Below are 22,221 nucleotides of genomic sequence, written 5' to 3' on the forward strand. Positions count from 1 at the left end.
GGAGCAGTGCTCAGGGAATCCGCGACCTTCGACCGCGCCACCATCGCCGAGATCCAGCGCGCCGCCGAGACCGGCATCTACGACATCCGCGGCGGCGGCGCCAAGCGCCGCGTCCCGCACTTCGACGACCTGCTCTTCCTGGGCGCGAGCATGTCCCGGTACCCGCTCGAGGGCTACCGCGAGCGCTGCGACACCGACGTCGTCCTCGGTGACCGCCACGCCACCTACCCGCTGCACCTGTCGACCCCCGTGACCATCGCCGGCATGAGCTTCGGCGCCCTGTCGGGCCGCGCGAAGGAGGCACTGGGCCGCGGGGCCAGCGAGGTGGGTACGAGCACCACCACCGGCGACGGCGGCATGACGCCCGAGGAGCGCGGACAGTCCAAGCACCTCGTCTACCAGTACCTGCCCTCCCGTTACGGCATGAACCCCGACCACCTGCGGGCAGCGGACGCCATCGAGGTCGTCCTCGGGCAGGGCGCCAAGCCCGGTGGCGGCGGCATGCTCCTCGGCCAGAAGATCACCGAGCGGGTGGCCGGGATGCGCACCCTGCCCATGGGCGTCGACCAGCGCAGCGCCTGCCGGCACCCCGACTGGACAGGTCCCGACGACCTGGAGATCAAGATCGGTGAACTCCGCGAGATCACCGACTGGGAGAAGCCGATCTACGTCAAGATCGGTGCCAGCCGCACCTACTACGACGTGAAACTGGCGGCCAAGGCCGGCGCCGACGTCATCGTGCTCGACGGCATGCAGGGCGGCACCGCGGCCACGCAGGACGTCTTCATCGAGCACGTCGGCATCCCGACGCTCGCGGCGCTGCCGCAGGCGGTGCAGGCGCTGCAGGAGGAGGGGCTGCACCGGCAGGTGCAGCTGGTCGTCTCGGGCGGCATCCGCAACGGCGCCGACGTCGCCAAGTGCATGGCGCTGGGTGCCGACGCCGTCGCCATCGGGACGGCGGCGCTGGTCGCCCTGGGCGACAACTCCCCGCACCTCGACGAGGAGTACCGGGCGCTGGGCTCGGCGGCCGGCTTCTACGACGACTGGCAGGCCGGCCGCGACCCGGCAGGCATCACGACGCAGGACGACGAGCTCGCGGCCCGACTCGACCCGGTCGCCGGCGGCCGGCGGCTGGCCAACCTCATCCGCGTCATGACCATGGAGGCACAGGTGATCGCCCGGGCCTGCGGCAAGGCGCACCTGCACTCGCTGGAGCCCGAGGACCTGGTGGCGCTCACCATCGAGGCCGCCGCGATGGCCCGGGTGCCGCTGGCGGGCACGTCGTGGATCCCCGGGCAGGGCGGGCTGTGAAGGTCGACGTCGCCGTCGTCGGCGCCGGCCTCATGGGCGCGGCGACGGCGTGGCAGCTCGCCCGGCGCGGGGTGTCCGTGGCCCTGGTCGAGGCGTTCGACGCGGGGCACGTGCACGGCAGCTCGCACGGCACGTCCCGCATCGTGCGCCGCGCCTACGCCGACCCGTTCTGGGTGCGCCTGACCGGCCGCGCGTACGACGCCTGGGCCGAGGCCGAGGACGACACCGGCACGGCACTGCTGCGCACCACCGGCGGCCTCGACACCGGCGCCCGCCGCGACCCCGTGGGGCTGGCCCGGCTGATGGCCGCCGAGGGCGTGCCGCACGAGCTGCTGACGGCGGGAGAGGCGGAGGCCCGCTGGCCGGGGATGCGCTTCGACGGCTCGGTCCTCTTCCACCCCGAGGGAGCCGTGCTCGACGCCGACGCCGCGGTCGCCGCCTGGGTGCGGCGCGTGCGCGAGCTCCGCGGGACCGTGCTCGAGCGCACCCGCGTGCTCGCCGTGGAACCCGACGGAGGCGGCGCGCGGGTGGTCACCGACGGGCCCGAGCTGGCGGCGGGCAGCGTCGTCGTCGCGGCCGGGCCGTGGCTCCCGGAGCTGCCGCTCGGCCTCCCGCTCCCACCCCTCACCGTGACCCAGCAGCAGGTCTTCCACTTCCGGCAGCTCGACCCCGCCGCCGTCTGGCCGACGTTCGTGCACAAGGGCGACCTGCAGCTGTTCGGCCTGCCCTCCGGCGCCGACGGCGGCCCGCGCCCGGCGGTGAAGGTCGCCCAGCACGACGGTGGCCGGCCGACGACGGCGTCCACCCGGGACGGCGTGGTCGACCCGGCCTCGCGTGAGCGGGTCACCGCTTTCGTGCGGGCGTGGCTGCCCGGCCTCGAACCGGAGCCCATCGCGCAGGGCAGTTGCCTGTACACCGTCACCCCGGACGAGGACTTCGTGCTCGACCGAGTCGGCCCCGTCGTCGTCGCGTCACCGTGCTCCGGGCACGGCGCCAAGTTCGCCGCCCTGATCGGTCGCATGGCCGCCGCCCTCGCCCTCGGCGAGGCGGAGCCAGAACCGAGGTTCGCGCTGAGCCGGGTGGGCTCACTCGTGTGACGGGGCTCCCGTCGACCAGCCGGACCTCGGCGAGGCGCGACGCCGACCTGCCGCCCCGGACCGCTCCGGCGGTCACCGACGCAGCTCCGCGACCTGGTCCAGCCGGCCCAGCTTGTGCGGGTTGCGCATCGCGTACAGCCGGGTGATCCGGCCGTCCTCGACGACGAAGGTGATCGCCGTGTCGAACTCGCCGCCCGCGTCGATCCGGGCGGCGACGGCGCCGTTGACCAGGGGGGTGGTGATCTCCACGTGGGGCGCGAACGACGCGAAGCGGGCGAGCGCGTTGGCCACCCGCGCCCTGCCCGTGACCGGACGCCGGGCGGCGGGCGCCAGGCCCCCGCTGTCCGCGACCACCACGACGTCGGGCGCGAGCACGTCCATCAGCCCCTGCACGTCGCCCGCGGTGACCGCGGCGAGGAACCGGTCCACGACGCGCTGCTGCTCGGCGCGGCTCACCGTCACCCGGGGACGCCGAGCGGCGACGTGCTCACGTGCCCGGTGCGCGATCTGCCGGACCGCTGCACCCGACTTGCCCACGGCCTCGGCGATCTCGTCGTAGGGCACGTCGAACACCTCGTGCAGCACGAGGACGGCCCGCTCGGTCGGGTTCAGCGTCTCCAGCACGGTGAGCATCGCGATCGAGACGCTCTCGGCGAGTTCGACGTCCTCGGCGACGTCCGGGCTGGTGAGCAGCGGCTCGGGCAGCCACTCCCCGACGTAGTCCTCGCGGCGGCGGGCCAGCGTGCGCAGCCGGTTGAGCGCCTGGCGGGTGACGATCCGGACCAGGTAGGCCCGCGGGTCGCGCACCGCCGGCTGGTCGACCTCGGCCCACCGCAGCCAGGTCTCCTGCACCACGTCGTCGGCGTCGGCGGCCGAGCCGAGCATCTCGTAGGCGACGGTGAACAGCAGGCTGCGGTGGGCGGTGAACGGGTCGTCGGTCATGCCGGGGCGAGGCCGTTCCGCGCGGCGCTCGCGAGCGGTGGCAGGCCGCAGGACGCCGAGAACTCCTGCGACCGGATGCCCAGTGCGACGTTGCTCCGGGCGGTGAGGTTCATCGCCCCGACCCGGGCGGTGAGCTCCAGGAGGGCCGGCGCCCCGAGCTCGTCGAGCAGAGCGGCCGACATCTCGTCGGTCACGGTCAGTGGGGTCTGGCACATCGCCTCGGCGTACTCCATGACCCTCCGCTCCAGCGGTGTGAACACCTCCGACTGCCGCCAGCGCGGCACCTCCCGCGCCTTCGCCTCGTCGAGCCCGCGGTTGTGCGACATGAAGTAGTGGAGGTCCAGGCAGAAGCTGCAGCCGACGGCGCCGGCCGCGGCCATCGTCGCCAACGACGCCAGGTCCGGGTCGAGCCGGTTCCACGACTCACTGCGGCGGCCGAACCTCATCATGTCCTTGAGCAGGGCCGGGTAGTGCCACATGACCCCGGCGGCATCCGGCACCTGCCCGAGCATCCTGCGGCTCATCGCCTTCAGCAGGGTCCCGTAGATGCCGGTGATCTCGGTCGCGGGGACCCGGGTGGTGGTCGTCATGGCTCCTCCGAACTCGGTCGTGGTCTCCCCATGGAGACACCGGCCGCGACCTGCACGTGACACCTCGCCGGGCGTGATGGCGGTCGGGTCCGCCGCGTGCCACCATGGGCCGGCCGGCGCTGGACCCCGACCGGGGGAACCCGCCGGCCCCGACCCCGCGAGTCGGTCCACCTCGGGCGCCGGCCCGGCAGTCCGCTGCCGATTCCCCGCCCGAGACGCCGCAGCTCGCGTGAGGACCGCATGACCGCCACGACCCCACGGCCGCCGTCGCCCTGGCCGGGCTCCCGGCACGAGACCGAGCACCGGTGGCAACTGGACGGCGTCCGCACGCTGGCCGAAGCCGCCGGCGCCCTGCGGTCGCTCGCGGCCGAGCTGCGGGCGGCGCACGCCGCCGGCTGGGCGCTGGCCGGACACATGACCGACGGGCACCTGCTGGCCACCCGTCCCTCTCGGCGCCGGCGAGCGCAGCAGGTCGTGGGTCCGCCGCCGACGCCGGAGGGTGGCCGGTGGGCGGTGCCGAGCTGGCGGCTGCGCGTGGTCGACGAGGCACCGGTCCCCGGCGAGGAGGCGCTGCACCTCGACGTCGCCGTCCGGACGCCGGTGGTGGCGTGGAGCGGCGCCGGGCTCCAGCAGGTGAGCGGTCCAGCGGTGTCCCCTGACCTCCTCCTCGAGCTGGGCCGGCAGGTGACGGCGGCCGAGGTCGGGCACCGCCGGTGGGGCGTCGCGCCGGCCCGGGTCGGGCCGAACGCGGATCTGGTGGCCGACGGCAGCGCACTGCGCATCCACGCCGTCGAGGGCGGTGCGCTCGTCCGGACGCTGGAGGCCCTGACTTTCCGGCACGCCGCGGACGGGGCTCCCTCGCTGCTGGACGCGGCGGCGGCCTACGAGCGGGCGGCCCGGACCGCCGAGCTCATGACCACGGCCGGCGGGCGGCTCCTCGGCGTGGACGACGGCCTGCTCGGCGTCGGGTACGCCCGCGGATGAGCGCGGCGAGCCGCCGCCCCGGGTCCGCGCCCACGACGCTGACCTACCGCGGCCCTGACGGAGCGGTCCTGCACGGCGACGTGCTCGGCCCGGCCGCGGCGCCTCCGCTGATCGTGCTGGCCGGTGGCGCGGCGGCCCATCCGGCCTACCTCGGGGACCTCGCCGGGCTCGGTGCGCGGCACCGGCTGGTCGTGCCCCACCTGCGCGGAGTGGGCCGGTCCAGCGCCGTCGACCTCGGTCACCGGGGCTCCCGATGGCGTCAGGCAGAGGACGTCGACCGGCTCCGGGCCCACCTCGGTCTCGAGCGGTGCACCCTGGTCGCCCACTCGGCCGGCACGCGCCTGGCGATCGCCTACGCCGCCCGGTTCCCGGCCCGGCTGGCTGGGCTCGTCCTGATCACACCACCGGCGGAGTACCTGGTCGACGTCCCCTCGGACGTGCCCCGGCTGAGGGCCGCCCGGCTGGGCGAGCCGTCGTTCGCGGCGGCCATCGTGGCCGACGACGCCGGCCCGGACGCCGGCACCGACGAGGCCTTCACCTCATGGCGGCACGCCACCGCACCGCTCGGCTACGCGCGGTGGGACGAGACGACGCAGGCGCACGCCGTCTCCACCCGGTTCCACCTGGCCGCCGCTCGCGCCTTCCTCGCCGGCGATCCACCGGCCGACCTCCCCGCGTCGTTGGGGGCGGTGCAGGCTCCGGTCCTGGTCGTCGCCGGCGCGCAGGACGTCGTCACCGGCGTCGACCCCGTGCTGGCCGTGGCCGATGTCTTCCCGCGCGGTCGGGTGGCCGTGGTCGAGGACTGCGGCCACCACCCCTGGGTCGAGCAGCCCGCCGCGTTCCGAGCCGCGGTCGACGGCTTCCTCGACCGGTGCGCGGGGTGACGGTGGGCGCCGCCGTCCCGGACCGGAGCACGGGCGAGGGGCCGTCCTGGCGCTGCGTCACGGCGCGACGGGGATCTGCGCTGGTGGTGCGCCCATGGTGCGCGCCACGCCGGTGGCGGTGTCACCGTCGGGCATGTCCATCCGGGGAGCACGCCTGGGGCCGGCGCTCGTCGTCGCGGCTCTGCTCCTGTGCGGCTGCGCCGCCCTGGAGGGGGAGGGCCGGCTGGTCGCCGGCTCCAGCCGCCTGACGGTCGTGCCCGCCCCGGCTCCCTTCGACCGGTCCCCGTCCGCCCCCGCGTCCTCGTCCGCCCCCGCGCCACCCGATCCGGCGGCTCCGGACCCGGCGGCTCCGGACCCGGCCGCCCCCGACCCGGCCGCCCCCGACCCCGCGGCACCCGATCCGGCGGCGTCGGACGCGGACGGGGTCGACGCGGCGGACCTGGAGGAGGCCGCCGAGGCCGCCACCGTCACCGAGTCCCCGATGGCGCTGGCCTGCGCCGACGTGGTCGGGGCACTCACCGACGCGGTCGTCCGCTACGAGGCCGTCGCGCTCGCCGAAGGCGCCAGTGGGGGCGACCGCACGGCCGCCGCGGCGGACATGCGGGCGTCATGGCAGGAGGCGCGGGCGGCGGCGGACCGGGTGGGTGCCGGGCTGCCCGCCGCCGCCGCCCCGGCCCTGACCGCCGTCACCGTCCTGCACGACGGGCTGGCGACCCGGGCGATCCTCGACGAGAGCGACGCCGACCAGTGGCGGGACGCCCGGGAGGCCCTGCAGGACTGGTGCCGCGCGCGGAGCTGAGCCCCGGCGAGCGGGCCTCAGGCGGCGACGGGGTGGTGGTGGCAACGCCCGCCGGAGGTGGCCCGGGCCGCGCACGGCGTACCGGCCTTCGTCCGGCCACCGTTGTCGCCGCAGCGAGCCGGCGCCGCCGGCTGCTCGACGGCCGGTGCGGTCGCCATCGGGCGGGTGAAGGGGAGGACGACGCCGTCGCTGTCGGCGGCGGGCGGGGCCGACGGCAGGGCTGCGACGGCACGGGTCGCGGACGCGCGACGGTCGACGAGACGGTGCAGGACCGTCGTGACGGTCGCACCGGCGGTGAAGGCGGCGAGGGCGGTGGCCACGTGGCTGGAGCGCATGCCTCCTCTATCGGCGGTCCGCGGGCGCCGGTGGAACACCGCCGGGACCCGTCGGCAGGCGTCACCGGCGCGCGGCGGGGGTAGCGCCGACTCGACGGTGTCCAGCGGGGATCCCGTGACGAGGGAGAGAAGCGATGACCACCAAGGTGGAGAAGTCGATCCAGGTCGACGTGCCGGTGAACCAGGCCTACAACCAGTGGACGCAGTTCGAGGACTTCCCGCACTTCATGGGCGGGGTCCAGGAGGTCCGCCAGCTCGACGACCAGCGTCTCCACTGGGTCGCCGAGATCGCCGGCGTCCGCCGGCAGTGGGAGGCGACCATCCTCGAGCAGGTCCCGGACCAGAAGGTCGCCTGGGCGGCGACGTCGGGCGCGACCAACGCCGGTGCGGTCCGGTTCCAGCCCGCCGGTGCGTCCTCGACGATCGTGTACCTGGAGCTCGAGTACGAGCCCGAGGGCATCGTGGAGCAGGTGGGCGACAAGCTCGGCATCGTCGAGCGGCAGGTCACGTCCGACCTCGAGCGGTTCAAGGCGCTCATCGAGGACGAGGGCTACGCCACCGGTGCCTGGCGGGGCTCGGTCAACGAGCACCTCGACGTGGGCACGCCGGGTGTGGGTGCGGCCTTCGGCTCGGAGGGGGACAGCGGCAAGGCCGGGTTGTCGGCGAAGACCGTCGTCGCCGGTGTCGCGGCGGTGGCCGGTGTCGCGGCGGCCGGTGTGGCCGCGGCCGCCTCGTCGGGCGGTCAGGAGGCGGAGCAGCCCCGCGAGGTGACGCAGCCGCAGGAGGTCGCCGTCGTCCCGCAGCCGCCCGCCGACGCGATCGTCCGGGACGACGTCCTGGTCGAGGAGTCCAGCCCGGAGGGCTACGTCGCCTCCGGGTCCACGGAGGGCGTCGAGAAGGGCGTCACCGGTTCCGGTGACGACCCCATGATCGGAGGCGGCAGCCGCTGATCCCACGGTCGGTGGGGGAGGGGGTAACGCCTCCTCCCCCCGACCCGCCCCGGCGGTCTGCCAGGGTGAGCGCGTGGACACGCTGACGATCGGTGGACGGACCGTCGACCGCGCCGGGGCGCGCGCGTTCGCCCGCCGCCACCTCACCGACGGCGTCGGCTGGGGCTATCCCTCCTACGACGGCTTCGACGCGGCCGGCGCCCTCGGCCCCCTGGTGGACGGCGACTTCCTGGCCCCCGTGCTGCTCGGCGTCCCCCGGCTGGCCGTCGCCACGTACGAGGCCCTGCAACGGGTACGGCCGGTCCTCCAGTCCGCGCTCGACGACCTCCCACCGGAGTTGTCCCTGCTCGACGCGCGACCGGCCGACTTCCGGCTCCTCGCCCGGCTGTTCGCCGTCCTCGACGGCCCCGGGATGGGTGGTGTGCGGGGCACCGTGCTGGCGGCGGTGCTGCACCGGAAGCGGCCCCGGTTCATCCCGCTCCACGACGAACGGGTCCGCAGCGTGTACCAGGAGGGGGCGGGCGCCCCCGTCCCCCCGATGACGGGCAGGTCGTGGGCAGACTTCTCCACGGTCTTCGCGCAGGCGGTCCGGACCGACCTGGAGCGGGAACTGCCGTTCTGGGAGGTCGTCGCCGGCTTCGCCGCCGGACCGGGCATCAGCCCGCTGCGGGCACTCGACGTCGTCGCCTGGTGGGCCGGTGCGCCGGCCGGCGGGCGGCCGGACGGGGACGGCGACACCCCGGCGGGCTGAGCCGAGTCGGGTTGCCGCCGCGCCCGGGCGGGCCGATCCTCCGCTGCATGGCAGCAGCCCGTGCATCCGCGCCCTCCGTCGAGGAGGCGCCGCAGTCGACCGCCAAGGTGGACAACGCCTACTACGAGGAGGAGCTGGCCCGGCTCCAGGTCGAGCTGGTCAAGCAGCAGGAGTACATCCGCGCGACGGGGCAGCGGGTCGTCGTGGTCTTCGAGGGCCGGGACGCGGCCGGGAAGGGCGGGGCGATCCAGCGGATCACCGAGACGCTCAACCCGCGGGCGGCCCGCGTGGTCGCCCTCGCCGCCCCCACGGAGCGCGAGAAGGGGCAGTGGTACTTCCAGCGCTACGTCCCGCACCTGCCGGCACGCGGCGAGATGGTCCTGTTCGACCGGTCCTGGTACAACCGCGCCGGCGTCGAGCGGGTCATGGGCTTCTGCACCGACGAGGAGTACGAGGAGTTCCTGCGCTCCTGCCCGGAGTTCGAGCGCATGCTCGTGCGCAGCGGCATCACGGTCATCAAGTACTGGTTCTCGGTCAGCGACACCGAGCAGGAGAAGCGCTTCCAGGCGCGGCTCAAGGACCCGACCAAGCGCTGGAAGCTCAGCCCGATGGACCTCGAGGCCCGCAACCGGTGGGTCGACTTCTCGCGCGCCAAGGACGCCATGTTCGCCGTCACGGACATCCCCGAGGCGCCGTGGTGGGTCGTCGAGGCCGAGGTCAAGAAGCGGGCCCGCCTCAACGTGATCCACCACCTGCTGGCCCAGGTGCCGTACGAGGACCTGACCCCGGAGGCGCCGACCCTGCCGCCCCGCCCACCGGTCCACGACGACTACGTCCGGCCACCCAAGGAGAGCCAGAACATCATCCCCGACGTCGTGCCCTGACCCCGGCCGGGGCCGCCTGCGGTCGATCTGACGTCAGGCGCCGAGCTCCTCCAGCGCGACCGCCACCCGGACCCGCGCCACCAGGACGTCCGTCCGGCCGGATGCCACGTGGCGGGCGAGCACGGCGGCGGCCCGCAGGAGCTCGGGCACCGTCATCGGCCGGCCGCTCCCGATCCGCCGCATCACCTCGTCGAGGTCCAGCCCGGCCGGCTCCCGGTACCGGCACGGGCCGCCGGTGCGGCGGGACGGATCGCGGACCCTGCCGTCCGCGGTGTGGGTGCACGTGGCGTTCACGATCGCTGGCTCCCCGCTCTCCCCGGTGCTCGTCAGGTCTTCGTCGTGAGCACCGGATCCGGATGCGGGGACGGGCGTCGTCTCCCGGAGGCGGCCAGACGACTGCCCGGGCTAGCCTCGCCGCGACCGCGGAGCCACCGGAGAGGGAGCAGCCATGGACGCCGGCGCGGACACACTCCAGAAGGCGCTGCAGGTCAACCTCGACCCCCGGTGGTACGGCACCATCGCCGAGATCGGCGCCGGCCAGGAGGTCGCCCGGTGGTTCTTCCGGGCCGGCGGAGCGGCCGGCACCGTCGCCAAGACGATGTCGGCCTACGACATGGCGGTCAGCGACGCCGTCTACGGCAAGTCGGACCGCTACGTCTCCAAGGGCCGGCTGCAGGCGATGCTCGACCACGAGTTCCAGCTCAACGTCGACCGGCTCGGCGACGACCGCGGCGACGACACGGCGTTCTTCGCCTTCGCCGACACCGTCGTCGCCCGCAGCTACCGCGGCGGGAACGAGTGCCACGGCTGGATGGGCGTGAAGTTCCAGTCCCACCCCCGCGACGAGCCCAGCCAGGTCGTCGTCCACGTGCGGATGCTCGACGACGAGGCGGCGTTGCAGCAGGAGGCGCTGGGCGTGGTGGGGGTGAACCTGCTGCACGCCGCCTTCTTCCAGCACCACCAGCCCGAGGTCCTCGTCGAGAGCCTGCTCGACCGGCTCACCACCGGCCGGATCGAGATCGACCTGATCGAGCTGACCGGGATCGAGTTCCGGACGGTGGACAACCGGCTGATGGCCCTCAAGCTCGTGCAGACCGGGCTGAGCGGCGCGGCGATGTTCGGTCCCGACCGGAAGGTCCTGCAGCCCAGCGAGGTGCTGCGGAAGAAGGCGATCCTCGTCGAGCGGGGCAGCTTCCGCCCGCCCACGGTCGTCAACATCGACATGCTGGAGGCGGCGCGCGCCCGGTTCGAGACCGACCCCGCGGTCGCCGGACGCGAGATCCTGCTCCTCACCGAGTTGACGATGGCCAACCTGCGCGCCGGGAGCGACGTCGTCGACCGGAGGGACTTCCTCGCCCGGGCGGACCTGCTGGCCGCGTGCGGCATGACCGTGCTCATCTCCGACTACCTGGCCTACCACCGGCTCGCCGCCTACCTGGCCTGGCGCACCGACGGCCGGATCGGGATGGTCATGGGGCTGCCCAGCCTCATCGACCTCTTCGACGAGACCACGCACGCCGACCTGCCCGGCGGCATCCTGGAGAGCTTCGGACGGCTGCTCAAGAACGACCTGAAGCTGTTCGTCTACCCGATGCTCCGCGACGGCGAGATCACGACGGTCGACACCGTCACCGTCGGCGAGGAGTTGCAGCCGCTCTACGACTACCTCTCCCGGCGGGGCAGCTTCGTCGGCCTGGACGACTACGAGCCCGACTACCTCCCGATCCTCAGTCGCGACGTGCTCAGACGGATCCCCACGGACGACGAGTCCTGGACGTCGATGGTGCCGCCCGAGGTCAGCGAGGTGATCAGGAAGCGCGGCTTCTTCGGTTACCAGCGGGCTCGCTGACGCCGCGTCCCGCCGACGATCGCCGAGACGAGCACCAGCTTCGCCAGCCAGTCACCGGCATGGATGGCGGCCTGCTGCCACGGCACCTTCTCGTGCACCACCGACCCGGTGAGCAGCACGGCCGGGAAGGCGCCCCACAGCAACACACCCAGCCGGACGGCGTCCCGTGGCCCCGCGACGCCGGTGCGATCGGCCAGGACGGCGACCGCCGCCGCCACCGTGGTGCTGCGCGCCAGCTCGACCGGCAGCACCCAGGCCGGCGGCGCGGAGTCGCCGGCGTAGGCGTCGTCCAGCTGGGCCAGCGTGCGGCCGAAGGCCGCATACCAGGCGCCGCTGGCCGCGACGGCGGCTCCGGCGGCGGCACCGATCGGCCAGCTGCGCTGCAGGGTGCTCACGGGTCCTCCTGGGGGCGGTGTGCGATGCAGGTCAGACCACGGCGCTGCAGCCGGCTCATCGGTCGGCCGGCCGATCCCTGAGCAGGTCCAGCACCCGGTCGCGCGCCAGGTCGGTCGCCGCCGGCACGTGACCGGGCGAGCCGGCCTCGGCGAACCAGTGCCCGCAGCCGGGGTACCGGTGGACGACGACCTCCGCACCGGCGTCCCGGAAGCCCCCCTCGACGGCCGATCGCTCGTCGTCGGGGAACCACGGGTCGCCCGGGGCCACGTGCAGGTCGACCCGCCGGGTGCGGACGTCGCTCCCCGACGGTGGCCGGCCGCCGTAGAAGAGGACGAGCTGGTCCGGGTCGGCGGCACCGCGGCCGGACAGCGAGCAGGCGAGGAACGCCCCCAGGGAGAAGCCCATCGCCGCCCACGGCCGGCCCTCGGCGGCGAGCCCGTCGGCGCACCGCTGGACCGACTCCCTCGTCGCGGGGTCGCCCAGGGCTGCCTGGGCGTGCTCCTCGGCGTCGGCCTCGGTGGTGGGCAGCGCGCCGCCGAAGAGGTCCGGGACGACGACGCGCCGCCCGGCCGACACCAGCTGGTCGGCCCACCAGTGCACCGCCGGTGTCACCCCCCACCAGGGGTGCAGCAGCAGGACGCCGGGCGCACCGGGAGACCCGAGGGTCGTGACCTCAGGGGGACGGCTCACGGCTCCTCGCCTCCTCGACGCGCCGGGGCCGCCGACCGTACGGGCACCGCCGACGCCGGTCACCGCCCGCCCGCGACGTCGAGGATCGACCCGGTCACGTACGACGACTCCGCGGACAGCAGCCAGGCCACGCTCGCGGCGACCTCCTCGGGCTCTCCACCCCGGCCCATGGGCACCGACGGTGCCAGCCGGTCCACCCGGCCCGGCTCACCGCCGGACGCGTGGATGTCGGTCCGGATGAGTCCCGGCCGGACGGCGTTGACGCGGATCCGGTCCGCGGCGACCTCCTTCGCCAGGCCGACGGTGAGGGCGTCGACGCCCGCCTTCGCCGCCGCGTAGTCCACGTACTCCTCCGGGCCACCCAGGACGGCCGCCCGGGAGGACACGTTCACGATCGCGCCGCCGGACCCACCCCACCGGGTCGACATGGCCCGGACCGCCGCACGGGCGCACAGGATGGCCCCGACCAGGTTGACCGCGACGGTGCGCTCCACGCGGGCGGCCTCGAGGTCCTCCACCCGGGACTGCCGGCCGAGGCTGCCGGCGTTGTTCACCAGCCCCCGCACCGGCCCGAGCTCGGTGGCGGCGGCGAAGAGGGCGGTCACGTCGGACTCGCGGGACACGTCCGCGCGGACCACGGCGGTGCGCGCGCCGGCGTCCCGGCACGCGGCGGCGACCCGTGCGGCGGCGTCCTCGCGGCTGGTCCAGGACAGGCAGACGTCCCAGCCGTCGCGGGCCAGGCGCAGGCACGTGGCGGCACCGATGCCCCGGCCACCCCCGGTCACGACGCACACCCCCTGGCTCATCGCGTCTCCCTCCTCCCGGGTGCCGGGCAGGTCGCCGGCGGGCAGCCGTGCCGACCGTCGACAGTCTCGCGGTCCTGCCCCCCCGGGCCGGACGTCGGGCACGCTTCCCGCATGAGCGACACCGCGCAGACCGCGCTGACCGTCGTCTGCCATCTCGTGGCGGTATCGGCTCAGCTGGCCGGGCTGGCCCTCCTCGCCAGGGAGCGGCGGCGGACCGGCACCGCCCTCCGCCGGTGGAGCGAGGCCACACCCGGAGCGCCGGACCCGGCGGCGGACCGGACGGCGCTCGTCGAGGCGCTGCGGGGCAACTCCTTCGACCGGAGCAGCGCCATCGTGCTCTTGGCGGTCGGGTTCGGAGCCGCCGCGCTGGGCCACCTCATCGGCCTCTGAGGGGATCCCCCGACGCGGACGACCGGGGTCGGACCAGGGCGTTCCCCGATGGTCCCGGCGTCCGCCGGGCGACAGGCTCCTCCCATGACAACCAGCGTGCCTCCCACCCCTCCGTCGTTCGAGAAGCCGGTCGCTCCCCAGCCGGGCGGCCGGCCCCAGCTGCGCCGCAGCGGCACCGACCGGCTGGCCGGCGGCGTCTGCGGCGGCCTCGCCGAGTACAGCGGCATCGACAGCCTGCTGTGGCGGGTCGGCTTCGTCGGGCTCACCCTCGCCGGCGGCGCGGGCGTCCTCGTCTACCTGCTGCTGTGGGTGCTCATGCCCCCGGCCCCGGTCGCCGCAGACGCCGGCCGCAGCCCTCTCGACCAGCTCGCCGGCCGGCTGCACGACGCGATCACCCGCCTGACCTCTCCGCGGACCTGACGTCGAGCGGGCGATGACCGAGGGCCTGCAGCCACCCCTCAGGCCTGCGCGACGCCGGACGGTGCCCCGACGCGGTGCCACGGCTCGTATCCAGGCGCGGCGGACAGGTCCACCCACGGCGTCCTCGGATGGCGGCGCGACCACCCCGCGACGTCCATCGACGTCGACATCCGTCGCGTGCGCGGACGCGACGACGTCTGGGTCGTCGAGCTGGGCAGCCGCTACGAGGACGGGCCGTGGTCGTTCGGCGTCGACGTCCTCGAGCTCCGCGGGGAGCCGGTGTCCCGGGAGACGGTCCACGTCACGGAGGGGTGGCCGGCACCGGAGTGGCGGGCCGCCTGGCGGGCGGCGCCTCCCGGCTGACCCGAGATCGCGCAACGGCCGGTGCATCGCTACGGTTGCCAGTGGCTACAGCATGATCACCGGCTGTGGAGGCATGAGGGGCTGGCGTCGTCCGCGCGGCCGACGGCGTGATCGGAGACGGCACGGGGGGAACGGAGTGCTGATGTCGACCCACGAACGCCCCGACCGGTCCGGCGGCCCCGGGACGGCCACGTCCGCCGACTCCCCGCTGGTCGGCTGACCGCCCCATCCGAGCTCCCAGCTCCCGAGGAGGGTGCGTGGACATCCCTGCGATGCGGGCCAACTTCAGCAAGGCGGCAGCGGCCGGCGACGAGGCGCCCCTGTACTTCTACTCCCACCTGTTCCTGACCCACCCCGACACGCGGCAGCTGTTCCCGCTGTCGATGGCCCACCAGCGCGACCGGCTGTTCTCGGCCCTCGGTGAGGTCGTGGCGCGGGTGGACGACCTGGACTCGCTCGTGCCGATCCTGCAGGAACTCGGCCGCGACCACCGCAAGTTCGGCACGGTCGCCGAGCACTACCCGGCCGTGGGCGCCAGCCTGCTGGCCACCCTGCAGCACTTCGACGACGGCTGGAACGCCCAGCTCGCGCACGACTGGACGGCGGCCTACCAGCTGGTCGCGAAGGTCATGATCGAGGCGGCCGACGAGGCCGCGGACCAGCCCGCCTGGTGGGAGGCCGACGTCGTGGCGCACGAGCGCCGCACCATCGACATCGCCGTCCTCCGGATCACGCCGCGGGAGCCCTTCGAGCACCGGCCGGGCCAGTCGATCTCCCTGGAGACCGACATCCGGCCCAAGCTGTGGCGCTACTACTCGCCGGCCAACGCCCGTCGTCCCGACGGGACGCTGGACATCCACGTCAAGGCGCGCGACGGCGGCCCGGTCAGCACCGCGCTGGTGCGCCGGGTGGGCGTCGGCGACGTGCTCCGCCTCGGCCCCCCGATGGGGCACCTGACCTTCGACGCCGGGTCCGACCGGGACCTGCTGCTCGTGGCCGGGGGCATGGGGCTGGCGCCGCTCAAGGCGGTCGTGGACGAGGTCGCCCGGAACGGGCCTCCTCGCCGGGTCGACCTCTTCGTCGGCGCCCGCCTGGAGGACCAGTTCTACGACCGGGCCGACCTGCAGCGGCTCGAGCAGGAGCACCCCTGGCTGACCGTCACCCTCGCCGTCTCCGACGACAAGGAGTCCGCGCTGGAGCAGGGAGACGTCGGGGACGTCGTCATGCGGCACGGCCCCTGGCTGAGCCGGGACGCCTACGTCGCCGGCCCGGCCGTCATGGTGGAGGACACCGTCGCCCGGCTGGTCGGTCACGGCGTCCGGCGAGAACGCATCCGTACCGAGGTCTTCGCCCCCAGCCGACCGGGGCCCAGTGTTGACGGAGAGGTGACCGAATGACCAGCGACGAGCACGAGGCCGGCGCCGGCGACCGGCGGATCTCGCCGGCCGACCTGCACCACGTGCGGTTCACCCGGGCCACCATGCTGCGCCCCGGGTACAGCGACACCGAGGTCGACCACTTCCTGTACCGGGTCGCCGACGAGCTGACCCGGTTGCACGCGGAGAAGGCTGCCCTGCGCGACCGGGTGCGCACCCTGCAGTCCCAGCTCGACGACGTCCCGGCCGACGTGGCGCCCAGCGACCAGGCGGTGCTGCTCCTGGCCACCGCGCAGCAGACGGCCGACAGCTACGTGGCCGAGGCCGAGGACTTCAGCCGGCAGATGACCAGCGACGCCCGCGCGCAGTACGAGGAGCAGCTGCGCCGCGCACGCGAGAGCGCCGGCGCGATCATCCAGGCGGCCCAGGAGGCGGCGGCCCGGATGGTCGGCGGTGGCCCCGCCGTCGTGTCGGCCGAGCCGCGGGAGCGGACGACGCAGGAACTCGAGGAGCAGGTGGCCTACCTCAAGGCGTTCGGGCAGGCCTGCCGCACGCAGCTGCGCGCCTACCTGGAGGCGCTGCTCACCGACGTGGAGACCGAGTGGGGCCGCGCCGACCCCGCCTCGCTGATCCAGGCGCCCCTGCGGGCGCCGGCCCAGCGGGCGCCGCAGGGCGGTGGCGGGACGACGGCGCTGAACGTGGCCCGCGAGGTGCCGCTGGACGACGGGCCGGGCGGCGACGCGGCGGCCGGCGAGGGTGGGGTGGAGGTCGCCGTCCGGCGCTGACACCGCGGGGGGCACCATCGCCGGGCGGTGGCCACGCCGGTCGCCGCTGACCCGAGGAGGTCCCCGCCCGTGGAGCTGCGGCACCTGCGCTACTTCGTGGCGGTCGCCTCGGAGCTGCACTTCCGCCGGGCGGCGCACAAGCTGCACATCGTCCAGCCGGCACTGAGCAAGTCGATCAGCGCGCTGGAACACGAGCTGGGCGTGCAGCTCCTCGACCGGGACCGCCGTGGGGTGAGCCTGACCGAGGCCGGGCGGGTCTTCCTCGGCGAGGCCGTCGAGGTGCTCGCCCGGGCCGACGGCGCGGTCGACCGGGCCCGGGCGGTCACCCGCGGAGAGGTCGGCCGGCTCAGCATCGGGTTCATCCAGCCCGCGCTCGCCGACCTGCTGCCCCGGTCGCTGCGGGTCTTCCGCCGGCACCACCCCGGCGTGGTCCTGGCGTTGAGCGAGGCCACCAGCCGGACGGCGATCGAGCGGATCACCGACGGGACCCTCCACCTGGCCTTCACCCGGCTCCCGGTCGCGCCGCGGCCGGACCTCCGCACCGAGGTGGTCAGCGAGGAGCCCGTGCTGGTCGTCGTCCCCCGCGGCCACCGGTTCGCCGAGCGGCCCGAGGTACGCCTCGCCGACCTGGCCGACGAGGAGGTCATCCTCATCGACCGCGCGGTGGAGCCCGAACTGCACGACTACTACGTCGCGGCGTGCACCGGCGCCGGCTTCAGCCCCCGGGTGGCGCACGAGGTGAGCAGCACGTCGATCGCGATCGGCCTGGTGGCCGGGGGACTGGGCGTCGCGTTCGCGCCGGCGTCCTCCCGGCTGGCCGCGCAGGGAGGGGTGGCCTACGTCCCCCTCGCCGAGGGCGGCCTGTCGCTGACGATGGGCGCGCTGTGGCACGCGGACCCCGGCCCGCCGGTGCTGGCCAACTTCCTCCGGCTACGTCCCTGGGCCGACCCACCGGAGCCGGACGTGCATGCCGAGAAGTGATCACCGCGGCCCGGGTGCCTATCACCGGGGCATCGTCGTCGGCGCGATCGGTCCCTACATTCATGTGGCGGCGCACACACTGGCGCGCCGACGGGTGGAGGGCGGGACATGACGACGGTGCAGCAGCAGCCGGCCGGGGCGACGGCGACGCCGTTCGAGGCCGCCGAGGTCCTCCGTGCCGCCGAGGGTCTGTTCGACCTCGTCGACGGGCACGGGGCCGAGAACGACCGCACCGGGCGCATCGCCGAGCCGGTCATCGAGGAGCTGTACCGGGTCGGGGCGGTCTCGGGGTTCACGCCGCGCGAGCTGGGCGGGGCGGAGATGACCCCCCGGCAGCTGATGGACCTCTACCGCACGCTGTCCTACGCCGACCCCTCCACCGGGTGGGTGACCATGGCACTGGCCATGGTCACCGGCCTCGCCGGCGCCTTCTTCGACGAGGACACCGCCCGCGAGTTGTTCGCCACCCCGCGCCTGGGCATCGCCGGCCAGGGCACCCGGCCCGGGCGGGCGGTCCCGGTCGACGGCGGTCACCGGCTCACCGGCGAGTGGGCGTTCGCCTCCGGGATCAAGCACGCCACCCACCTGCACACCGCCGCGGCGGACACCGAGACCGGCCAGACGCGCTTCTTCATCGTGCCGGTCGAGCAGGTCACGCTGATCGAGAACTGGGACGTGCTGGGCCTGCGCGGGACCGGCAGCATCGACTACACGCTGTCCGACCACTTCGTCCCGATCACCTACAGCTACCCGTCGCTGAGCACCGAGCCGGTGACCGGAGGCGACCTCTACCGGATCGGCATCGGCAACTACGCCAGCCTCAACCACGGGCCCTGGGCCCTGGGCGTCGGCCGGCGACTGCTCGACGAGCTCGCGGCCGTCGTCCGCGCGAAGACCGGCCGCCCCGGGGCGGCCACCGACACCGCCGCGTTCGCCGAGCACTACGCGAAGGCCGAGGTGCAGCTGCGCGCCGCCCAGGCGCTCCTCTACGAGGTGTGGGCGGAGATCGAGGACGTGCTCGCCCGGGGAGGGTCGATCCCGCTGCGCCTGGAGACCCTCAACCGGGTGGCGCTGAACAACGCGACGTTCTCGGTCGCCGAGATCGCCCAGTTCGTCTACGTGTCCGTCGGCAGCGAGGCGCTGCGCAACGGCGTCGTCCAGCGGCTGTTCCGGGACGTGCACGGCGGCACCCAGCACATCTCCTCATCCCCGCTGGTCCTGCAGTCCGCCGGACGGGAGCTGGCCGGGCTGGCCGAGGGGAAGCGCTGGGTGCACTTCGCCCTGAAGTGACCCGTCATTCCGAAGCGCGGAACTTCCACGCGCTGCGTTGCGCAGCTCGGAATGGTGACCTACGTTACAGCGCGGCCCTCGCCGGGGCCCGCACCCGAACGACTCCCGAGGAGAAGCATGAAGTCGTCGAGATCCGCATGGGCCGCCGTGACCGCGGGGGTGCTCATGCTCAGCGCCGCCTGCGGCGGGTCCGACGACGGCGACTCGCCGGACGCCGCGGCCACCTCGAGCGCCTCCGGTGACGGTGGCCTGACCACCCTCACCATGGCCGAGACGCCGGGTGGCCCGTTCTCCTTCGTCGCCTACGGCGTCCAGCGGGGGCACTTCGAGGACGAGGGCATCGACCTGCAGGCGCGGGTGAACCCGGCCGGCGGCACCGCCACCGTGCCGGCGCTCGTGCAGGGCGACATGGACGTGCTCGGCCTGGACCTGGTCTCGGCCATCACCAGCATCGGCCGCGGCCTGCCCATCAAGATGGTCGCCGCCGGCAGCGCGACGTCCGAGGAGGCCGACGGCGACTTCGCCGCGGTGCTCGTGCGGGCCGACAGCCCCATCCAGGGGCCGGAGGACCTCGAGGGCATCCGGATGGGGGTCAACGCGCTGCGCAACGTCAACGACCTGGCCATCGGCGACATCCGCGACGACCAGGGCTTCGCGGAGGACGCGATCAGCCCGGTGGAGCTGCCCTTCCCGGAGATCCTCGCCGCCATCGACCGCGGCGACGTCGACGCCGGCATCCTCATCGAGCCGTTCGCGACCATCGGCCAGAACCAGGGGCTGCGCGTCGTCCACCGGCCGTGGTGGGGGATCGAGCCCGGCCTGCAGATCGGCACGATGGTCATGACCGACGAGACCGTGGCGGCCAACCCGGACGTCGTCGAGGCCTTCGGGCGGGCCGTGCAGGCGACCGCCGACGACATCCGCGAGGACCCCGCGTCCTTCCGTGCCGCGCTGCCCGAGTTGATCGAGCTCGACCCGGCTCTGGCCGAGAGGATCAACCTCATCCAGTGGCGCGGTAAGAACGACACGGAGTCGATCCAGACCTTCGGCGAGCGCATGGTCAAGTACGGCCTGCTCGAGGAGGAGATCGACTACGACGAGGCGATCCTCGACGACTGACGGCCCGCTCCCCGGTGCGTCCGTCGCGCCGCACCGGGGCGAGGCCGTCCCCGACGAGGGGAGCACGATGACGACGACAGCCACCGGCCTGCCGACCGGCGGCCCGCAGCTGGTCGACGTCCCGGCGCCGGACGGCGTCCTGCTGCAGGGGATGCTGCTGCCCCCGCCGGCCGACGGCGGGCGGGCGGCCCTGCTGCACGTGCACGGCAAGGGCGGCAACTTCTACTCCGGCCCGTCGCGGACGCTCCCGCCACTGCTGGCCCCCGACCGCTTCGTGCACCTGTCGCTGAACCTGCGCTGCCACGACCTCGCCTACAGCCGGCTCGGCGACGCCGCCGGGATCGCGACCGGCGCGGAGGCCGCGTACGGCGGCATGTGGGAGCGGCTGGCCGACGGACCGGTCGACATCCGCGCCGGGGTCGACTGGCTGCGCGAGCGGACCGGTCTGCCGGTCGTCGTCGTCGCCCACTCGGCCGGGGGCTACTTCCTCGGCGACTGGGCGCCGGGGCCGGGGGAGGTGGCGGGGAGGGTCTTCCTCTCCCCGCTGACCTCGGTGCGGTTCCCCCTGTCGGCGTGGTTCGCCGACGACGCCGCGCTGGACCGGGCGCGGCTGCGGGCCGAGGAGCTGGTCGCCCGCGGCCAGGGCCACCTGCTGCTGCCGGTGCCCGCCTGGTACTTCGCCATCTCCGCCGAGTCGTTCCTCGAGCGGCTGGCCGAGCGTCCCGACCGCTGGCTGCAGGGCTGCAACGCCTCGCCGTCCCCGCTGCTGATGCTGTGGGGCGGCGCGGAGACGCGGGCAGCAGCCTGGCGGGAGCTCTTCGACCGGCTCGACGTCGACGACCGGACCGCCGTCGAGGTCCCCGGCGCCGGCCACGAGTACGGCGGCGCCGAGGCCGCCGTCGCCGCCCACGTGACCGGCTTCGTCGACGCCCACCTCTGACCGCGGCTCTCAGGCGGTCGGGTCGGACACCACGGCGAGGAACAGCGGCGAGCGGGTCCGCGTGTCGGTCAGCAGGAAGAGGAAGGGCCGGTCGAACACGACCGTCCGGCGCGGCGCCCGCGCCGACACCGCCATGGCCACGCCGGTCGCGGCGGCGGCCTCGGTGCCCCGCTCGTCCACGCGCAGGTACGTCTTCTGCACCACCTGGGAGATCTCCAGCCCCGGCCGGCCGAGCGCCGACCAGTCGCCCTGCAGCGGGAGCCCCAGCCGGGTCAGGGGGCCGAGCAGGTCGTGCGACTGCTCGAGGTGCATCGTCGGCAGGCTCACGTCGACCTCCTCCGGCGAGGCGGCGGCGAGGTCGGTCAACAGCGCCCCGTCGACGGCGCACGGGTCGGTGTCCTCCGGTGGCAGGACGGCGACGGCGGCCAGCGTGCCGTCCCGGTAGGGCAGCTCGACGGCCTCCCAGCCGGCGATCCGGTGCGCGGTGCCGGAGCCGCCGCGCATCATGCCGACCGTCACCGCGCCCGACGGAGCGGCGAAGCGGGCCTCCGTGGTGCCGGTGAACGGGGTCGCCCACCGCGCCCGCAGGTGGACTGCGTTGGTCAGCACGACGGCGGTCGACGCCGGCAGCGGATCGTCGAAGAGGCCGCGGATGAGCCCGGCGGTGTCCTCCTCGACCGTCTCGTCGATCGCCGCGGTGGCCGCCCGCGGGTCCTCGGCGAAGTCCAGGGACCGCACCTCGGCGGCGAAGGCTGTCGCGAGGTCGTCGAGGTAACGCCGGTCGGGGTGCAGTCCCGAGGCGGTCCACAGCCGGTTGCTCACCCGCAGGGCGTCGGGCGCGTCGTCGTCGTCCGGGTCCGCGTCGGAGCGCAGGGCGGAGAGCGCGCCGGTGTGGTCGCGCAGCGCGGCGGCCACGTCCGGTGACCACTCGGGGAGGTGCAGCAGGGCGCCGAGGTCCACGGCGGTCCGCCCCGTCGCGGCGGGGTGCAGCAGGGCGAGGGCCTGCGCGGCCGAGGTGGGGGACAGCAGCAGGGTGCCGCCGGCCCGTCCCGCGCAGATCTCCCGCACCAGGTCGACGCCGAAGGCGGTCTGCGCCGCGGCGACGTCGGTGGCGGTCAGGTCACCGCGAGCGAGCTCGGACGCCGTGCCGCGGTGCACGACGGCGGTGGCGCCGGTGCTGTCGCACATGGCCAGCGCCAGGGCGGCGGCGGCCGCGACGACCAGCCGCGGCCCGCGCCACGGACCAGACCCCACCCGGCACCTCCTCCGACCCCGGACCCACCCGGCTG

The 22,221-nt window shown here is 74.8% G+C and carries 26 protein-coding genes; 18 read left to right on the forward strand and 8 right to left on the reverse strand.

Annotation, left to right across the window (positions count from 1 at the left end):
• Positions 1-6: 6 nt before the first annotated feature.
• Positions 7-1,311: a glutamate synthase-related protein gene (locus GCU56_RS25110; protein WP_163481071.1), complete on the forward strand. Its 1,305-nt coding sequence runs from the start codon at positions 7-9 to the stop codon at positions 1,309-1,311.
• On the forward strand, positions 1,308-2,408 hold the full coding sequence (locus tag GCU56_RS08440) for an FAD-dependent oxidoreductase (RefSeq protein WP_204331661.1): 1,101 nt from the start codon (positions 1,308-1,310) through the stop codon (positions 2,406-2,408). The genes GCU56_RS25110 and GCU56_RS08440 overlap by 4 nt, the downstream gene beginning before the upstream one ends.
• A gap of 72 nt (positions 2,409-2,480) precedes the next feature.
• Here the strand turns inward: GCU56_RS08440 and GCU56_RS08445 are convergent, their stop codons facing one another.
• Both GCU56_RS08445 and GCU56_RS08450 read right to left on the reverse strand, forming a co-directional pair.
• Positions 2,481-3,350, reverse strand: a complete 870-nt coding sequence (locus GCU56_RS08445) for an RNA polymerase sigma-70 factor (RefSeq protein ID WP_163481072.1) — start codon at positions 3,348-3,350, stop codon at positions 2,481-2,483.
• Positions 3,347-3,940 carry a carboxymuconolactone decarboxylase family protein gene (locus GCU56_RS08450; protein ID WP_163481074.1) on the reverse strand — a complete coding sequence of 198 codons (594 nt, stop codon included), beginning with the start codon at positions 3,938-3,940 and terminating at the stop codon, positions 3,347-3,349. Before GCU56_RS08450 ends, GCU56_RS08445 begins: the two co-directional genes overlap by 4 nt.
• Before the next feature lie 240 nt (positions 3,941-4,180).
• Here GCU56_RS08450 and GCU56_RS08455 point away from each other — a divergent pair, with 240 nt between their 5' ends.
• The 3 genes from GCU56_RS08455 to GCU56_RS08465 all read left to right on the forward strand — a co-directional run bounded on the left by GCU56_RS08455 (position 4,181) and on the right by GCU56_RS08465 (position 6,607).
• Complete coding sequence (locus GCU56_RS08455) at positions 4,181-4,924, forward strand: hypothetical protein (RefSeq protein ID WP_163481076.1); 744 nt, start codon at positions 4,181-4,183, stop codon at positions 4,922-4,924.
• Positions 4,921-5,808 carry an alpha/beta fold hydrolase gene (locus GCU56_RS08460; RefSeq protein WP_163481078.1) on the forward strand — a complete coding sequence of 296 codons (888 nt, stop codon included), beginning with the start codon at positions 4,921-4,923 and terminating at the stop codon, positions 5,806-5,808. Before GCU56_RS08455 ends, GCU56_RS08460 begins: the two co-directional genes overlap by 4 nt.
• Before the next feature lie 94 nt (positions 5,809-5,902).
• Complete coding sequence (locus tag GCU56_RS08465) at positions 5,903-6,607, forward strand: hypothetical protein (RefSeq protein WP_163481079.1); 705 nt, start codon at positions 5,903-5,905, stop codon at positions 6,605-6,607.
• A 17-nt stretch (positions 6,608-6,624) separates the two neighbouring features.
• Here the strand turns inward: GCU56_RS08465 and GCU56_RS08470 are convergent, their stop codons facing one another.
• A complete protein-coding gene (locus GCU56_RS08470; protein WP_163481081.1) occupies positions 6,625-6,942 on the reverse strand; it encodes a hypothetical protein in 318 nt (105 codons plus the stop codon).
• Between the two features lie 134 nt (positions 6,943-7,076).
• Here GCU56_RS08470 and GCU56_RS08475 point away from each other — a divergent pair, with 134 nt between their 5' ends.
• The 3 genes from GCU56_RS08475 to ppk2 all read left to right on the forward strand — a co-directional run bounded on the left by GCU56_RS08475 (position 7,077) and on the right by ppk2 (position 9,527).
• Entirely contained in the window at positions 7,077-7,892 is an 816-nt protein-coding gene (locus GCU56_RS08475) for an SRPBCC family protein (protein ID WP_163481083.1), read from the forward strand.
• Between the two features lie 73 nt (positions 7,893-7,965).
• A complete protein-coding gene (locus GCU56_RS08480; protein WP_163481085.1) occupies positions 7,966-8,643 on the forward strand; it encodes a DUF6308 family protein in 678 nt (225 codons plus the stop codon).
• A 47-nt stretch (positions 8,644-8,690) separates the two neighbouring features.
• Complete coding sequence (gene ppk2 / locus GCU56_RS08485; RefSeq protein ID WP_163481087.1) at positions 8,691-9,527, forward strand: polyphosphate kinase 2; 837 nt, start codon at positions 8,691-8,693, stop codon at positions 9,525-9,527.
• 33 nt (positions 9,528-9,560) lie between these two features.
• Here ppk2 and GCU56_RS08490 read toward each other — a convergent pair whose 3' ends face one another.
• Positions 9,561-9,821, reverse strand: coding sequence for a hypothetical protein (locus GCU56_RS08490; RefSeq protein WP_163481089.1), 261 nt, complete (start codon positions 9,819-9,821; stop codon positions 9,561-9,563).
• A gap of 154 nt (positions 9,822-9,975) precedes the next feature.
• Between GCU56_RS08490 and GCU56_RS08495 the strand changes: the two genes are divergently transcribed.
• Entirely contained in the window at positions 9,976-11,376 is a 1,401-nt protein-coding gene (locus GCU56_RS08495) for a TonB-dependent receptor (RefSeq protein ID WP_163481090.1), read from the forward strand.
• On the opposite strand, the gene GCU56_RS08500 is transcribed toward GCU56_RS08495, so the two are convergent.
• Genes GCU56_RS08500 through GCU56_RS08510 form a run of 3 tightly spaced genes read right to left on the reverse strand, consistent with a single transcriptional unit; the run spans position 11,358 to position 13,268 of the window.
• Positions 11,358-11,771 (reverse strand): DUF1761 family protein, encoded by a 414-nt coding sequence (locus GCU56_RS08500; RefSeq protein ID WP_163481092.1) that lies wholly within the window; start codon positions 11,769-11,771, stop codon positions 11,358-11,360. The two genes, GCU56_RS08495 and GCU56_RS08500, sit on opposite strands and share 19 nt — an antisense overlap.
• Positions 11,772-11,826: 55 nt before the next feature.
• Entirely contained in the window at positions 11,827-12,462 is a 636-nt protein-coding gene (locus GCU56_RS08505) for a dienelactone hydrolase family protein (protein WP_163481093.1), read from the reverse strand.
• 59 nt (positions 12,463-12,521) lie between these two features.
• On the reverse strand, positions 12,522-13,268 hold the full coding sequence (locus GCU56_RS08510; protein WP_163481095.1) for an SDR family oxidoreductase: 747 nt from the start codon (positions 13,266-13,268) through the stop codon (positions 12,522-12,524).
• Positions 13,269-13,379: 111 nt separating this feature from the next.
• On the opposite strand from GCU56_RS08510, the gene GCU56_RS08515 reads away from it, so the two are divergent.
• The 9 genes from GCU56_RS08515 to GCU56_RS08555 all read left to right on the forward strand — a co-directional run bounded on the left by GCU56_RS08515 (position 13,380) and on the right by GCU56_RS08555 (position 20,932).
• Entirely contained in the window at positions 13,380-13,658 is a 279-nt protein-coding gene (locus GCU56_RS08515; protein WP_163481097.1) for a hypothetical protein, read from the forward strand.
• A gap of 84 nt (positions 13,659-13,742) precedes the next feature.
• Positions 13,743-14,078: a PspC domain-containing protein gene (locus GCU56_RS08520; protein ID WP_163481099.1), complete on the forward strand. Its 336-nt coding sequence runs from the start codon at positions 13,743-13,745 to the stop codon at positions 14,076-14,078.
• Positions 14,079-14,255: 177 nt separating this feature from the next.
• Complete coding sequence (locus tag GCU56_RS08525; protein WP_163481101.1) at positions 14,256-14,441, forward strand: hypothetical protein; 186 nt, start codon at positions 14,256-14,258, stop codon at positions 14,439-14,441.
• A 257-nt stretch (positions 14,442-14,698) separates the two neighbouring features.
• Positions 14,699-15,838: a globin domain-containing protein gene (locus GCU56_RS08530; protein WP_163481102.1), complete on the forward strand. Its 1,140-nt coding sequence runs from the start codon at positions 14,699-14,701 to the stop codon at positions 15,836-15,838.
• Positions 15,835-16,602 (forward strand): DivIVA domain-containing protein, encoded by a 768-nt coding sequence (locus tag GCU56_RS08535; RefSeq protein ID WP_163481104.1) that lies wholly within the window; start codon positions 15,835-15,837, stop codon positions 16,600-16,602. The genes GCU56_RS08530 and GCU56_RS08535 overlap by 4 nt, the downstream gene beginning before the upstream one ends.
• Before the next feature lie 69 nt (positions 16,603-16,671).
• A complete protein-coding gene (locus tag GCU56_RS08540) occupies positions 16,672-17,583 on the forward strand; it encodes a LysR substrate-binding domain-containing protein (RefSeq protein ID WP_163481105.1) in 912 nt (303 codons plus the stop codon).
• A 108-nt stretch (positions 17,584-17,691) separates the two neighbouring features.
• The gene (locus GCU56_RS08545; RefSeq protein ID WP_163481107.1) at positions 17,692-18,873 is read left to right on the forward strand and encodes an acyl-CoA dehydrogenase; all 1,182 of its coding nucleotides are present in this window, start codon (positions 17,692-17,694) and stop codon (positions 18,871-18,873) included.
• A 117-nt stretch (positions 18,874-18,990) separates the two neighbouring features.
• Entirely contained in the window at positions 18,991-19,992 is a 1,002-nt protein-coding gene (locus tag GCU56_RS08550; protein ID WP_163481109.1) for an ABC transporter substrate-binding protein, read from the forward strand.
• Positions 19,993-20,059: 67 nt separating this feature from the next.
• Complete coding sequence (locus GCU56_RS08555) at positions 20,060-20,932, forward strand: alpha/beta hydrolase (RefSeq protein ID WP_163481111.1); 873 nt, start codon at positions 20,060-20,062, stop codon at positions 20,930-20,932.
• A gap of 9 nt (positions 20,933-20,941) precedes the next feature.
• Here the strand turns inward: GCU56_RS08555 and GCU56_RS08560 are convergent, their stop codons facing one another.
• Complete coding sequence (locus GCU56_RS08560; protein ID WP_163481112.1) at positions 20,942-22,186, reverse strand: serpin family protein; 1,245 nt, start codon at positions 22,184-22,186, stop codon at positions 20,942-20,944.
• Between the last annotated feature and the right edge of the window lie 35 nt (positions 22,187-22,221).

Origin of the sequence: Geodermatophilus sabuli, assembly GCF_010686765.1 — a bacterium.
Classification (GTDB): domain Bacteria; phylum Actinomycetota; class Actinomycetes; order Mycobacteriales; family Geodermatophilaceae; genus Geodermatophilus; species Geodermatophilus sabuli_A.

What these genes read in the sequence shown, in the direction of transcription:
- ppk2 (WP_163481087.1), top strand. Translation starts at nt 8,691, where the DNA reads ATGGCAGCAGCCCGTGCATCCGCGCCCTCCGTCGAGGAGGCGCCGCAG.
- GCU56_RS08510 (WP_163481095.1), bottom strand. Translation starts at nt 13,268, where the DNA reads ATGAGCCAGGGGGTGTGCGTCGTGACCGGGGGTGGCCGGGGCATCGGT.
- GCU56_RS08475 (WP_163481083.1), top strand. Translation starts at nt 7,077, where the DNA reads ATGACCACCAAGGTGGAGAAGTCGATCCAGGTCGACGTGCCGGTGAAC.
- GCU56_RS08465 (WP_163481079.1), top strand. Translation starts at nt 5,903, where the DNA reads ATGGTGCGCGCCACGCCGGTGGCGGTGTCACCGTCGGGCATGTCCATC.
- GCU56_RS08460 (WP_163481078.1), top strand. Translation starts at nt 4,921, where the DNA reads ATGAGCGCGGCGAGCCGCCGCCCCGGGTCCGCGCCCACGACGCTGACC.
- GCU56_RS08515 (WP_163481097.1), top strand. Translation starts at nt 13,380, where the DNA reads ATGAGCGACACCGCGCAGACCGCGCTGACCGTCGTCTGCCATCTCGTG.
- GCU56_RS08450 (WP_163481074.1), bottom strand. Translation starts at nt 3,940, where the DNA reads ATGACGACCACCACCCGGGTCCCCGCGACCGAGATCACCGGCATCTAC.
- GCU56_RS08455 (WP_163481076.1), top strand. Translation starts at nt 4,181, where the DNA reads ATGACCGCCACGACCCCACGGCCGCCGTCGCCCTGGCCGGGCTCCCGG.
- GCU56_RS08555 (WP_163481111.1), top strand. Translation starts at nt 20,060, where the DNA reads ATGACGACGACAGCCACCGGCCTGCCGACCGGCGGCCCGCAGCTGGTC.
- GCU56_RS08545 (WP_163481107.1), top strand. Translation starts at nt 17,692, where the DNA reads ATGACGACGGTGCAGCAGCAGCCGGCCGGGGCGACGGCGACGCCGTTC.
- GCU56_RS08550 (WP_163481109.1), top strand. Translation starts at nt 18,991, where the DNA reads ATGAAGTCGTCGAGATCCGCATGGGCCGCCGTGACCGCGGGGGTGCTC.
- GCU56_RS08535 (WP_163481104.1), top strand. Translation starts at nt 15,835, where the DNA reads ATGACCAGCGACGAGCACGAGGCCGGCGCCGGCGACCGGCGGATCTCG.
- GCU56_RS08520 (WP_163481099.1), top strand. Translation starts at nt 13,743, where the DNA reads ATGACAACCAGCGTGCCTCCCACCCCTCCGTCGTTCGAGAAGCCGGTC.
- GCU56_RS08445 (WP_163481072.1), bottom strand. Translation starts at nt 3,350, where the DNA reads ATGACCGACGACCCGTTCACCGCCCACCGCAGCCTGCTGTTCACCGTC.
- GCU56_RS08470 (WP_163481081.1), bottom strand. Translation starts at nt 6,942, where the DNA reads ATGCGCTCCAGCCACGTGGCCACCGCCCTCGCCGCCTTCACCGCCGGT.
- GCU56_RS08495 (WP_163481090.1), top strand. Translation starts at nt 9,976, where the DNA reads ATGGACGCCGGCGCGGACACACTCCAGAAGGCGCTGCAGGTCAACCTC.